Here is an 11886-nt window from a genome sequence, read left to right on the forward strand (position 1 = left end):
CGTTCCTTTCAAAAATTTCAATCACGAGTACCTTGTCATCCGTTATGGTAAACTGGTCGAGCAGGAATACGTTCTGGTCGGTGGTATTGCCCGTTATTTCACCGAGCGTTTTGTACATACGCAATGGGTTCATTGCCTTTTCCTGCACCACGGTACGCTTGGCGACTTTCTTGTCCACGACCTTGAAATTCACAAAGTCAATGTTGAACGGAACATTGCTTTTGTTGCGCAGTTCCGTATGGAAATAGAATTTTCCGTTATGGACGTAGATACCTTTTAGCAGGAATTGTATGCCGTAGCTTCTTGCCCCGATATGCTTTACAATCCTTTTGTTCTTTTTGTAAATCGTTTCCATGAGCAAGCCTGCCAGTGACGGCGAATTGCCCTCCAATTCCTCAAACAGAACATCGTTGCCGTTTTCCCTGTCCGATGCCTTTTGCATGGTCAACAAATCATAATTCAGCGTTGCAGGATAAGGGCTGTAAAAGACGTTGAAATTGTAAAACCGACCATCGTCCGTGATGACCGAAAAATTGGTTTCCTCGTCAAAATCCCTTACGCTTGCCTTAATGCGCAGTACGTTTTCCGCATCCTCGGCTTTGCCTGCGATAAGGTACTCACTGCCCAAATCCACGTAGCGGATTGCGGACGGGAATATGAGGTGCGAGGTCTTGCTGTACGTCACCTGCATTTCGTAAGGGTCAACCTTGCCCATGCTCAATTTTGTTGTACCGGATGCCACTTGCTGTGCATTCGCACCAGTGATAAAGACCGTTAAACAGACCATTGCCAAAAGGCTTTTAAATATTGCTTTCATTTTCTTTTTGATTTTAGTTAAACATTAATTTTTTGAAACGAGGAATAACTGATGACCGGCTTTGACGGTTACTTTCGGTGTCCTCACTTTCTTGGAGAAGTACCCCGATACCCCTTGCACCACGCCACGGGAAAGGCCGCCTGCCATCTGTTGCCCTGCCGAGCGTGTCATCATGATACTTGTTCCCCCCGTTTGGCTCATGTTGGAGGCTATCTCTGACAGGGCGTTCATTTCGGGAGAATATGGCACATATAGCCCTTGCTGTCCGTCCACATCGTACACGGTTATATCGACCGGAATAATGTTGCCCTCATATTCGATGGACGTTACTTTTAACTGCAACCTGCCACCTTGAAACTTGGCATTTGCCGTTAGTACCGTTCCTGCCGGAATGGAGCGGACAGGCGTTTGTGCCGTTTCCAACAGGCGCAGGCGCACATCGCCTTCGCCCGTCACGACCTGTGTTTCCTGTACCACTGCCTTGATGCTGTTTTTTGGCTGTATGACCTGTTCCGAAACACCTGCCGTATAGAAGCCACGGTTTCGGGTTTCGTTCCAGTTTGCCAAAAAAGCACTGTCAGTCGGTTCACGGTACAATGCGGAAACCGTATTTTTTCTTACAGGAGTGAAAGCCACGAAATGCTCCTTTTGTGAGGCACTCTTTGTGGAAACCATTGTGTCCGTACTGTTCGGCTGTGCAGGGGTTTGTGGCAGGTAACGGGAAGCCATTTCGTATGACTTTTCCATCAAAGCCAGTTGGTCATCTATGGTCGTTACAGGCGGTACGTCTTTTTCTGCCAACTGTTCTTTGAGTTCCTCAATCTGTTTGCGGAGTTCCTGCGTTTCGTAATCGCTGTTGTCGTAGAACGAGGTCAGCGTACTTTGCGCATTGCGGTAACTGTTCAGAGCAGGGTTGCTGTTCCTGCGTGTACCACCGCCGGAAGCGTAGCCGTCTTCATAAACCTCATCCGGTTGCTCCGCTTCCTGATCGGCGGTACTGTCCTCGCTCCAATAGTCGGATAGTGACAGGAGCGCATTGCGCTTTTCCTGCATTTTCTGTTCGAGTAGTTCCTGTTCATAAGCCTTTTGCTTATCGGATTGAAGCCCTGCATCGTTTGCCTGCGGTACGACATCGTTCAGACCAATATCCTCGACCGTTTTCTTATCGGAGGACGGTTTGAAGATTAGGTACATACAGCCGAGGAACACCACGCCCATAAGGGCAAAAATGATGGGCTTCTTTAACTTGTCTGCTTTGTTCTGCGCCCCGTCTTGGGTCGCATCCATTCCGTTTTTCGGGTCGTCATCTTCGACCAAAAAACTTACCTTTTTGTTTTCACTGTCTTTCATGATTTTTATCTTTTAAGATTGTTTTAATACTGTCCTGCGGTGAAACCGAGGAATTGTTTTGCCTAATGGGGTTTTCGATATGCTCAATAGTCATGGTATTATCGGAATGCGCTACATCGTAGCACACTTCGAGCAGTACGATGACGGACAGCAGTGCATAGCCTGCAAAGAGCAGTAGCGTATAGCGATGCTTTTTTTTAACAGGCAACGCTCGCCACTGTCCATCGAGCTTGTCAAACCAATTACTGATTGCTGTTCTTAGATTTTTCATGCTTTAATTGTTATTCCGTTCCACTGCATCACTGACCATAGCGATTGCCTCTTTTGCTTTGGGAGCGGTGACGACCGACAGGTCAGTCAGTTCCGATTGTTTCAGCACCTGCCCGTAACGGTCTTTTTTTGCAATCTCCATTCTGCCCAAGAAGAATTTGCCGTTTAGGTACTTCACCCACATAAGGCATTCTATCCTGGGCAGGGCTTCGCCTGCCCATTGCAGAAAGCAGGATAGCAACAACTCCTTTTTAGCTACACCTTTGGGGCAGTTGGCGAGATATTCGCTGATGCTTGCTTTCAGTTTTCCGGCATACGCACCCTGCGTATGGAAATCGCCGTCATACCCCTTTGCAGTAAGGATTTTGGCGAACGTATTCAAATCTGATATTGCTTCCATAATCTTGGCTTTAGCGGTCGATGACTTCTATATCCCTGTTTTCCAACACGGCAAACTTTTCGATATTGAAGCCCTGTGGGTTGTTGTCCGAGCGGACGGAGTTCACGAGATAACAGGAGGTCACAAGGTTTCGCCTTGTAACGTTGCTTGACCGGATGATAAACTGTTTAGCATACGTCCTAACGGAATAGGGATAGGTATCGAAGTTGCACACCACGCTGTCCACTTCGACACGCTGTTGCACGTTGCCCGAAATGATGCGATTATAATAGCCCTTTTCCGAAAGGTCTTTGTAGTAATCGAAAGCCGATTTGTCGGCAAGATTAAAAGCTCTTTTCATGTTGCTTTCAATAGCGTTCTTATCCGGTGCGAGCGTAAAGAACAGTTCATGGAAACGCCTTACGTGTTCCCTTGCCTCAACAGGTCTGTTGAGGCTTGCATCCTGTGACAATGCCAACATCAAGGACTTGCCGTTGTCCAGTACATATATTTTTTGGCGTTGTGCCTCTGCAAACTGGTAGGACTGCCATACGGCATAACCTACCACCGCGATGCAGAGTACCGCAAATACAATTGCGTACAGCCGTATTTGCCTAAAGCTGTTTTCGATATTTCTTAGTGTCTTAAATTCCATTGCTTTCTGATTTTTATTTGTTCATTAACCTGCCACCGATATTGCCTGCAACAGCCCCCGTTCCTGCTCCGGCGATGTTTCCGGTCTTAGATGCCGTAGAGTTTACGTTGCGCATGAAGTTCCCTGCACCACCTGCCTGTATTACCCAACCTGCCACCGTTGGAACGGTGAAGTAGCCCACGATGCCAATCAGCATAAAGATGATATACACGGTGTTGGATGTGTCGGGGATGTAGGTCGGGTCGGCAAGCATATCAATATCCCGTTCGATGATAAGGGATTGTATCTTGGCGAGCATGGAGCTGAACATATCGGCAATGGGCAACCACAGGTACACGCTGATATATCGGGTCAGCCATTGCGTAAGTGTGGACTGAAAACCATCCCATACACTTATCGCAAAGGCTATCGGCCCGAGAATGGACAGCACGATAAGAAAGAATGTCCGTATGGTATCTATGACCAAAGCAGATGCTTGGAAAAGGACTTCCAGTAGCTCCCGAAACCAGTCACGGATGCTTTTCTTTAAATCGTACATTCCACGCTCCATGTACATAACGGATATGGCAACCAAATCGGACGGCGACCATCCCAATTCATCCAGTTTCTTATCAAATTCCTCATCGCTTACGAGGTAAGCGGTTTCGGGATTGCGGAGCATTGCCTCTCTCTCCAACAGGTCTTTTTGTTCCTGCAATTTGTTGAGGTCAAGCACTTGGTTTTCGAGCATGGCGTTTGTGCCTTTTACGACCGGACTTAATACCGCATTGATAGTTCCCAATACGATGGTCGGGAAGAACATAATGCAAAGCCCGATGGCGAACGGTCGCAGGAGCGGAAACACGTCTATCGGTTCTGCACGGCTCAATGCCTGCCACACTTTCAGTGCCACGTAGAACAGTGCGCCCAATCCGGCAATGCCCTTAGCCACTGTCGCCATATCGGCGGACAGTGGGAGCATCTCATCGTAAAGAGAGCGCAGGAGTTCGTGAAGATTGTTCCATTCCATAGCTTACCAATATTTTTGTTCAGCAGTTCCGTACAGTTCAAGCACCCTTTTGGTGTTGTTCTGTTTCTTAGCCCTCAAAATGCTCACGGAGATATTCTTGTTGGTGAAATACCGGACAAGGCTGTGATAGTCCTTGACCTCTTTGTAAACCCTGTCGATGATGTCCATACGTTCCTTATCGTTCAGCGAAAGCGAGGTCGAGGTAACAATCTGTTTCAGTTCTTTGAGTAGTTCGGTACTCTCGTTTAGGAGCGTGGAATAACCGTTGGCGATTGCCGTGAGTTCCTGCGGACTGAAATTCGGGTCGTTCATCATTTTGCCGAAATTCTGCACGTACATTTCGGACACATCGCCTACGAGTAGTACCGTTTGTTGCACTTTTCGGGCATCTTTAACCAAGTTATTTACAGCTTTCAATTTATCGTAGTATTCCTTGCCCTGTTCATACACTTTCTTTACCTCGTTGAAATTCTTTACCACGTTGGACACGGTGGATGAGGTCTGCACGATTTCATTGGCGGAGTTGATGATACCCGATGCCAGATTTGAAGGGTCAACTACCACCCATTGTGCCTTTGCAGACGGTACGACGGCAAGCATAAATGCCGTCCACACCAGTAACATTGTTTTCTTCATTGTCTCTGATTTTTTAAATGATTAATAATTATTTGCGTTCTCACGTCTCTGTCCAGCAATGCGCTTTATTGCCAGTTCCACATTGCCGTCCAGTTCGGATGCCAGTTGCATGACTTCCATTTTTTCGGTTTCCTCGGTGGTGTATGCCAAATATTCTTCGAGCGAAACCTCTGTGGCATACACCGCAGAGTGCGTACCGCCAAGCCCGATCCATACCTCTTTATAAAGCCTTGACGGGTCATTGTTCTGGTTGATGGAAAGGATTTGGGATTTTTCCTTTTCCGTCAGTCCGAGCATCGCTTGGATGTCATCGAATTTGTTCATGTACTTGCGTTGGTCAAGCAGGATTTTACAGTCGGAATTGTTGATGATGCTTTCCTTGACCACGGGTGACTGGATAATGTCGTCCACTTCCTGCGTGACCACGATAGCCTCACCAAAAAATTTGCGGACGGTCTTAAACAGGTACTTGATGTACTCCGCCATTCCCTCTTTGGCGATGGCTTTCCACGCTTCCTCAATCAGTATCAGTTTGCGCACACCTTTGAGCCTGCGCATCTTATTGATGAATACTTCCATAATGATGATGGTCACTATGGGAAAGAGGATTTTGTGGTCTTTAATCGCATCAATTTCAAACACGATAAAGCGTTTGGAAAGCAGGTCAAGTTGCTTGTCTGAATTGAGCAGGTAATCGTATTCACCCCCACGATAGTAAGGCTCTAATACATTTAGGAAACCTGCAACGTCAAAGTCTTTTTCCCTTACCTGTTTGTCTTCCAGCACCTTTTTGTAGTCACCTTTTACGTATTCGTAAAATCCGTTGAAAGAGGGGTATTCATCGCTTTGCTTAATACAGTCGATATAACCGCTCACGGCATTGGACAATGCCACTTCCTCCGAACGGCTCGGCGGTTCGTCATCACGCTTCCATAAAGTCAGTATCAAAGTCTTGATACTTTCCCTTTTCTCGATGTCGAAAATGCCATCGTCCGTGTAGAACGGATTAAAGGCGATGGGGTTATCCTCGGTATAGGTAAAATAAACACCGTCTTTTCCTTTTGTCTTTCCCTTAATCAGTTCGCACAGCCCTTGATAAGAGTTGCCCGTATCGACCAATAGTACATGAGAGCCTTGCTCATAATACTGCCTCACCATGTGATTGGTGAAAAAAGACTTACCCGAACCCGACGGCCCCAAAATAAATTTGTTGCGGTTCGTGATAATGCCTTTTTTCATGGGTAGGTCGGAAATATCCAAATGGATGGGTTTGCCTGTCAGCCTGTCCGCCATCTTGATACCGAAAGGTGATGGCGAACTTTGGTAATTGGTTTCTTCGGTAAAGAAACACAGTGCAGGTTCGATGAACGTATAGAAACTTTCCTCTGCCGGAAAGTCCCCTGCATTGCCTGGTATGCCTGCCCAATACAGTGTGGCAACATCCACCGTGTTATGCCTCGGTCTGCATTCCATCAAAGCGAGCGCACTGCCCGTATCGTTCTTTAGCTGTTTGAGTTCGCTTGCGTCATCCGACCACGCCATCACATTGAAGTGTGCACGGATAGAAGAAAGCCCGAAGCTGTGCGCTTCGTTCAGATACTTTTCAATCCACTCTTTGTTAATCTGATTGGCACGGCTGTACCTTGCCAGTGAGTGCATATTACGGGCTGACTTTTCAAACTTCCGCAGGCTCTCATCGCTGTTGTCCAAAAACAGGTATTGGTTATAGATATGGTTACAGCTAAGGAGCAAGCCCACCGGAGAGGCAAAGGACAACAGGCAATCGCTCCTGTCCGTGGACAGCTTTTCATACCTCGTATTTGCCGATACCGTGTTGGGTAAATCGTCCGTATCGGATAGGGTGTGCAGGCACAGCCTTTTGTTGCCGATACGCACGTCCTCGCTTCCCAAAGCTATATCCTGCATGGGCGTTCCCGTTTCCCTCGACAGGGTAAGGTACTGTTCGAGCAATCCCTGTTTTTCGCCTGTGCCGATGATGTCATCCTCGGTCAGGCGTTCCAGTTTCACAAAACCGCTATCGTTGATAATCCGCTCAAACTGTGCAACGGCCTCCATGAAACGGCGGACGGTTTCTTTATCCCTAATTTCTTTCGGGATAAGTACACCCTTGCATAGCGAACTAAAATTACTCTGCATCCGCATCCGCTCTTTGGTCGTCTTGGTCAAAAAGAGATAGCAGTAATGGTTTAAAAATGGACGTTCGTTGAAATGCTGTTGATAGGACTTTGCAAGGAAACTTTGGTCTTCCTGCGCAATATCCGGAGCATAACTTTCCTTGATGTACCAGTCTTGTTTGTGGACAATGGTGTAGTCCGGCAAGGTCTTGATAGCCTTGTGCCAAGCCGAATGTATGGCATCATACTCTGCCGATGCCACCGTGAATAACTCCGGCAGGTGTACCCGAAAGCAAGCCGTGATGTCCGCATCCTTTGAAATGATGCAGTTGTGTTCCACCGCCAGTAATGGAAACTTGCTTTCCAACGTTGTGGCTTTTCCTGTATTTCTCATAAATGACTGGATTTAGAAGTGAATTTTAAATAGCGGTTTACGGCTCTGCGACAGATGATGTATTTCGGATGCCTTTTCTTTGCCCCGACTTTCATCAATCCGTATTCGCCGTATTTGCCGTTCAATGCGAATGTTTGCCAAACGATGAGCGATGCACCGCCTGCCCCGACAAGCAGGCACACGTAGGAGTTTACACCTGCCATGTACATGACCATGACAAGGATAAGCACGCCGAGCAGACCACCTGCGAAGATGAACAGGTACTGTGCTTTCAGTCCTTTGAACTCGACAGTCCTGCCGATACCTTTATTGATATTGTAATTGCTCATAATACGCCAGCTTAAAGGAAGAATGAGCGGAGAATGGTCGCCGCTACGATGAGGAAGATACAAGCCCCAAACCACGACGCCGCAGTCTTGCTTGTATCGGGGTCACCGCTACTAAATTTGTTGTACACCTTTACGCCCCCGATTAAACCAACCACAGCCCCAATCGCATAAATTAATTGGGTTGCAGGGTCGAAATAGCTTGTTACCATCTGCGTGGCTTCTTGGATGCCTGCCGAGCCGTTGCCCTGTGCGAACACACCGAATGCCGACAGGAACGCAACGCCTGTCAGCAACACTTTTTTGCTTTGTTTTACCATGATTTAACTGAATTAAATTGTTACTACTTTCCCACCTCGTGCGGGCTTTCGCAACAAAAGTCTTATGGAAATCGAAGCCTTATGGGAAACTGGAAATCAGCGGAATTAATTGGCAGTAAGTGGCTTTTTGATGATAGATTAATGGTAATTAGCGAAACTGTCCGATAGATGTGTTATTTTAGCATTGACAACAAGCATCCAAATACTTAATGAAATTATCAGACTTAACAATAGAGAGCATAAAGGAATTTATATCGGGAGATAATCAACTGTCGCCCTATCTTTCGGGCCCTGAAATTTTAAAACTTTTTAACCGTATCGGTTTTAAGGACGTTTATAAACATCAAGATGGTGGAATGCCAAACAGCCTAAGTAGAAATGCTTATGTTTTGGAAAAATTATATGAGATAAATGGCAGTAAGGAAATGGTTCAGTTATTGCAAATTGTCTTCGACCCAAGACATTTCGCAAGAGATACGAGTAAGAATATAAAAGAAGCTGTGGAGCAAATCAATCCCCTTTTACAGCAAGATGGTTATAGGCTCGATGAGTTTGAGGGAAGATACAAAATAATAGGCGCAGACTTACCGGACAACATAGAAGTTGAAGTTCATTTTGAGGATATTGAAGCACAGATTATCGAGCAAATCCGAAACGCCAAATTCTCTATTTGGATAGCTGTAGCATGGTTTACGAATAAGGTTTTAATGAGGGCAATTTATGATAAAATGAAAGCCGGGGTAAATGTTCGATTAATAGTTTTGGATGATGAAATAAACACAAAATATGGCTTTCCGTATGAAAAGTTTTTTGAAACTAAAAGAGTACTCAAAACTGGAAAATATGAAAACATAATGCATCACAAATTCTGTATAATTGACTTAAAAACGGTTGTTCATGGTTCGTACAACTGGACGACTAAAGCTAATTGGAACAGGGAAACAGTTAGTGTCGAAAATAGCCGAGAATTAGCAGAAAGGTATGCTACTGAATTTATTAATCTTATTAAGTAATGATTTCTTTAAAAAAATAGAATAATGGCGAATATCAAACGTCCAATGTTTGAAGCTCATGTACTGGAGGGCTTGTGCAGGGCAATTGGAGATACAACAGATGGTTTAACAGGTTCTGAAATAGGACAAATCCTTTTAAATTCTAATATTCCTGATGTTGACCCCCAAAACACAAAATGGAGAAGATTATATTCCGCATTTGCAAGTTGGCAAAATCAACACCAATGCTCAAATCATATATTACGGTTTATCAAAGATGCTTTACAACCTGTGAGGTATATTGGTAAAGAAGAAGTTTTTCATAATCGCAGATTAGAAGTGAATAAACGTTTAGCTTTTATAGGAACTGAATTAACAGAAGAGGGCAACCTTAGATTAGTTGAAAAAGCCAAAACAATTGCAGATGCCGAACAAAGAGCCAGTCGTTTAAAGCATAAATTAGAAAACAGAAATGTTCATTTAGCCGTTTTCGAATATTGTCGGGCTGAATTATTACTTGAAAATTATTTTCATTCCGTTTTTGAAGCGACCAAAAGTGTCGCCGACCGTCTAAGGAAGATGACGGGATTATATGCAGACGGTAATGCTTTGGTAGAAACTGCATTCTCTACTAATAACCCTTTGATTAAAATCAACAACTTAGTAACAGAAACGGATAGAAGTGAGCATATAGGATTATGCAATTTAATCAAAGGTATTTTTGGTCTAATAAGAAACCCTACAGCCCATCAACCAAAAATTAAATTTGAAATCAGCGAAGAAGAAGCTCTTGATATTTTAAATACTATATCATACGCACATAAGCGATTGGATAAAGCGTTATAAAAACAAAGGGAAGCTGTCTTTTCAGACAAACTCCCCAATGTCGAAATCCTCTAAATCACTTTTCCGCAAATCGGGAGAGCTGAAATCCGTTCCGGCGGATAGGCTCTTGTCCAACAACTCTGCAATCTTCCGTGAAGCCCCATCCATTGAGTTTTCGAGCAGACTTAACAATTCCGTTCCCTGTAATCGCTGAACTATATCCACCGCTTTCTGTTGCTGGGCAGGTTCAAGTGTATCTTGCTCCAACCATGCCCCCACGGTTGTCAGTTCATCAAAGGTAACCCCTGTGGCAAACTCATTGTCGCTGTCCTCAAACCCGTACTCATCCCATTCGTCTTCCACATTTTCAAAATCGGACATACTCCCGAAAACTTCATCCGGCTCTCCCTCAATCTGCGGATTTTCCAATCCAAAACCTATCCCGTAGGTTTCTGTTCCAAAATTATCAGCTATCCCGTCACGTTCACCCGATTGTCTCTTTGTGGCATCCAGTGGCAAGGTGTGGCGTTCCACAGGCTTGGGAAGCCCCATAATATCCGGCAGGTCGGGGCTTTTCATTTCCGGCTTTATTTCCCTGCGGACGTTCTTATGGATGACCACCTTATCTTTCAGCAAAAGGATGATGACGATGATAAGGCATATTACAATCAACGTTTCCATAGCTATAAGATTGGCTTTTGCTTGTCGGCATAGATAATCTTTATTTCGTCTCCGAACTCCTCAAAGTGATGTTTCAGTACGCTGTGCAGGTAATCGGTAAGCGTAATTTCTCCCTCGCCGAGCAGAAAGACGATACGGGATAATTTCTTGTGGAAATCGGGGCTTATGTAGACCGATTTTCCGCACCTTGCCACGACCCCTGTCGGTCTTAAAAATGCCGATTTGTAATGCGCTTTGCGCAATACCTTTTCCGGTTGTTTTTGCTGTGTCTTGTTCATAATCGAATACTTTAAAAAATGGGTTTAAACTTATTGTTGAAATCATCGGTGATGGCTTTCTCGAACTGTTCAAAATGATGTTCGAGAATATTGTCCAAATAGGCGTACAGAGGTATTTTATCCTCGCCGATAACCTGCACGATACGGGAAAGCCGTTCGTGGTATTCCTGCCGGATGTAGATGCTCTTATCGCCACGGCGTGTCATGGTGTGGCTGTTGAGAAAACGCTCGCCATAGCCCGTATCGGAAGCCCTCTTTTGTCGGGTGCGCTCTTTGGCTACGGGCTTTTCCGTTGGCGTTTCCTTTGTCGGCTCTGCGCTCGGCTCTTGCGGTGCTACCGCCTGTTGGGGCTTCTTTGTTTCGCCTGCCATGATGGACATGAGATATGCCTCGTCAATCGGGGCATTCGGCTTTTTCTTGTTTTCATTTTCCATAGCGGTTACAGTTTGACGGTTCTTAGAAATTCACTGATGAACAAGTCCAAGCCGGAGGCTTTCATCAATGTTTTGTCGGGGGGCAATAGCGTGGAGCGGAAGACAGTCTTTGCCGTTGCCTCGCTTTCCTTGCGGAAGCGTTTGCTATCGCCAATGCGTGTTTCCATTGCTTGCAGTCCGACCTCGTTAATGACGTTGCCGTAGATTTCGTACAGTTGCGATTTTTCCCTGCCATCGACCATGTTCCAAAACAGCCGTATGGTTTCGATGGAGGTCTGACCTTGTTTCATAAGGACATTGGTCAGCACATCGGTAAAGCTCAATGTGCTTTCCATGACCACACGGTCTGCCGTGATAGGCGAAAAGATGTGGTGCATTCCTGCCA

General features: G+C 45.5%; 16 protein-coding genes. 2 read left to right on the forward strand and 14 right to left on the reverse strand.

Annotated features, from left to right (window positions below):
• From traN to FLS47_RS15140, 10 genes are all read right to left on the reverse strand, one after another.
• On the reverse strand, positions 1-817 hold an 817-nt coding region (gene traN, locus FLS47_RS15095), incomplete at its 3' end, for a conjugative transposon protein TraN (protein ID WP_149915180.1).
• A 24-nt stretch (positions 818-841) separates the two neighbouring features.
• On the reverse strand, positions 842-2167 hold the full coding sequence (gene traM, locus FLS47_RS15100) for a conjugative transposon protein TraM (protein ID WP_149915181.1): 1326 nt from the start codon (positions 2165-2167) through the stop codon (positions 842-844).
• Complete coding sequence (locus FLS47_RS15105) at positions 2154-2438, reverse strand: nitrogen regulatory IIA protein (protein ID WP_149915182.1); 285 nt, start codon at positions 2436-2438, stop codon at positions 2154-2156. The genes traM and FLS47_RS15105 overlap by 14 nt, the downstream gene beginning before the upstream one ends.
• A 3-nt stretch (positions 2439-2441) precedes the next feature.
• A complete protein-coding gene (locus FLS47_RS15110; RefSeq protein ID WP_045756384.1) occupies positions 2442-2837 on the reverse strand; it encodes a hypothetical protein in 396 nt (131 codons plus the stop codon).
• A gap of 10 nt (positions 2838-2847) precedes the next feature.
• Positions 2848-3471, reverse strand: a complete 624-nt coding sequence (gene traK, locus FLS47_RS15115) for a conjugative transposon protein TraK (protein ID WP_149915183.1) — start codon at positions 3469-3471, stop codon at positions 2848-2850.
• Between the two features lie 13 nt (positions 3472-3484).
• Positions 3485-4480: a conjugative transposon protein TraJ gene (gene traJ, locus FLS47_RS15120; RefSeq protein WP_149915184.1), complete on the reverse strand. Its 996-nt coding sequence runs from the start codon at positions 4478-4480 to the stop codon at positions 3485-3487.
• Positions 4481-4483: 3 nt separating this feature from the next.
• Positions 4484-5116: a DUF4141 domain-containing protein gene (locus FLS47_RS15125; RefSeq protein ID WP_149915185.1), complete on the reverse strand. Its 633-nt coding sequence runs from the start codon at positions 5114-5116 to the stop codon at positions 4484-4486.
• A 21-nt stretch (positions 5117-5137) separates the two neighbouring features.
• Positions 5138-7645, reverse strand: coding sequence for a TraG family conjugative transposon ATPase (locus FLS47_RS15130; protein ID WP_149915186.1), 2508 nt, complete (start codon positions 7643-7645; stop codon positions 5138-5140).
• Positions 7642-7974: a DUF4133 domain-containing protein gene (locus tag FLS47_RS15135; protein ID WP_149915187.1), complete on the reverse strand. Its 333-nt coding sequence runs from the start codon at positions 7972-7974 to the stop codon at positions 7642-7644. Before FLS47_RS15135 ends, FLS47_RS15130 begins: the two co-directional genes overlap by 4 nt.
• Before the next feature lie 11 nt (positions 7975-7985).
• Positions 7986-8291: a DUF4134 domain-containing protein gene (locus FLS47_RS15140; protein ID WP_149915188.1), complete on the reverse strand. Its 306-nt coding sequence runs from the start codon at positions 8289-8291 to the stop codon at positions 7986-7988.
• A 209-nt stretch (positions 8292-8500) separates the two neighbouring features.
• Between FLS47_RS15140 and FLS47_RS15145 the strand changes: the two genes are divergently transcribed.
• Positions 8501-9304 carry a phospholipase D-like domain-containing protein gene (locus FLS47_RS15145; RefSeq protein WP_149915189.1) on the forward strand — a complete coding sequence of 268 codons (804 nt, stop codon included), beginning with the start codon at positions 8501-8503 and terminating at the stop codon, positions 9302-9304.
• A gap of 24 nt (positions 9305-9328) precedes the next feature.
• Positions 9329-10129 (forward strand): TIGR02391 family protein, encoded by an 801-nt coding sequence (locus FLS47_RS15150; RefSeq protein ID WP_149915190.1) that lies wholly within the window; start codon positions 9329-9331, stop codon positions 10127-10129.
• A gap of 21 nt (positions 10130-10150) precedes the next feature.
• On the opposite strand, the gene FLS47_RS15155 is transcribed toward FLS47_RS15150, so the two are convergent.
• From FLS47_RS15155 to FLS47_RS15170, 4 genes are all read right to left on the reverse strand, one after another.
• A complete protein-coding gene (locus FLS47_RS15155) occupies positions 10151-10789 on the reverse strand; it encodes a conjugal transfer protein TraD (RefSeq protein ID WP_149915191.1) in 639 nt (212 codons plus the stop codon).
• A gap of 2 nt (positions 10790-10791) precedes the next feature.
• Complete coding sequence (locus FLS47_RS15160) at positions 10792-11067, reverse strand: DUF3408 domain-containing protein (protein WP_045756031.1); 276 nt, start codon at positions 11065-11067, stop codon at positions 10792-10794.
• Between the two features lie 11 nt (positions 11068-11078).
• Positions 11079-11501, reverse strand: coding sequence for a DUF3408 domain-containing protein (locus tag FLS47_RS15165; RefSeq protein WP_149915192.1), 423 nt, complete (start codon positions 11499-11501; stop codon positions 11079-11081).
• A gap of 5 nt (positions 11502-11506) precedes the next feature.
• On the reverse strand, positions 11507-11886 hold a 380-nt coding region (locus FLS47_RS15170), incomplete at its 5' end, for a ParA family protein (protein WP_394349535.1).

It is taken from the genome of Sphingobacterium cavernae (genome assembly GCF_008520265.1).
Classification (GTDB): domain Bacteria; phylum Bacteroidota; class Bacteroidia; order Sphingobacteriales; family Sphingobacteriaceae; genus Sphingobacterium; species Sphingobacterium cavernae.

Excerpts from the sequence above, each read along its gene's own strand:
- traM (WP_149915181.1), bottom strand. The coding sequence starts at position 2,167 with ATGAAAGACAGTGAAAACAAAAAGGTAAGTTTTTTGGTCGAAGATGAC.
- FLS47_RS15105 (WP_149915182.1), bottom strand. The coding sequence starts at position 2,438 with ATGAAAAATCTAAGAACAGCAATCAGTAATTGGTTTGACAAGCTCGAT.
- FLS47_RS15110 (WP_045756384.1), bottom strand. The coding sequence starts at position 2,837 with ATGGAAGCAATATCAGATTTGAATACGTTCGCCAAAATCCTTACTGCA.
- traK (WP_149915183.1), bottom strand. The coding sequence starts at position 3,471 with ATGGAATTTAAGACACTAAGAAATATCGAAAACAGCTTTAGGCAAATA.
- traJ (WP_149915184.1), bottom strand. The coding sequence starts at position 4,480 with ATGGAATGGAACAATCTTCACGAACTCCTGCGCTCTCTTTACGATGAG.
- FLS47_RS15125 (WP_149915185.1), bottom strand. The coding sequence starts at position 5,116 with ATGAAGAAAACAATGTTACTGGTGTGGACGGCATTTATGCTTGCCGTC.
- FLS47_RS15130 (WP_149915186.1), bottom strand. The coding sequence starts at position 7,645 with ATGAGAAATACAGGAAAAGCCACAACGTTGGAAAGCAAGTTTCCATTA.
- FLS47_RS15135 (WP_149915187.1), bottom strand. The coding sequence starts at position 7,974 with ATGAGCAATTACAATATCAATAAAGGTATCGGCAGGACTGTCGAGTTC.
- FLS47_RS15140 (WP_149915188.1), bottom strand. The coding sequence starts at position 8,291 with ATGGTAAAACAAAGCAAAAAAGTGTTGCTGACAGGCGTTGCGTTCCTG.
- FLS47_RS15145 (WP_149915189.1), top strand. The coding sequence starts at position 8,501 with ATGAAATTATCAGACTTAACAATAGAGAGCATAAAGGAATTTATATCG.
- FLS47_RS15150 (WP_149915190.1), top strand. The coding sequence starts at position 9,329 with ATGGCGAATATCAAACGTCCAATGTTTGAAGCTCATGTACTGGAGGGC.
- FLS47_RS15155 (WP_149915191.1), bottom strand. The coding sequence starts at position 10,789 with ATGGAAACGTTGATTGTAATATGCCTTATCATCGTCATCATCCTTTTG.
- FLS47_RS15160 (WP_045756031.1), bottom strand. The coding sequence starts at position 11,067 with ATGAACAAGACACAGCAAAAACAACCGGAAAAGGTATTGCGCAAAGCG.
- FLS47_RS15165 (WP_149915192.1), bottom strand. The coding sequence starts at position 11,501 with ATGGAAAATGAAAACAAGAAAAAGCCGAATGCCCCGATTGACGAGGCA.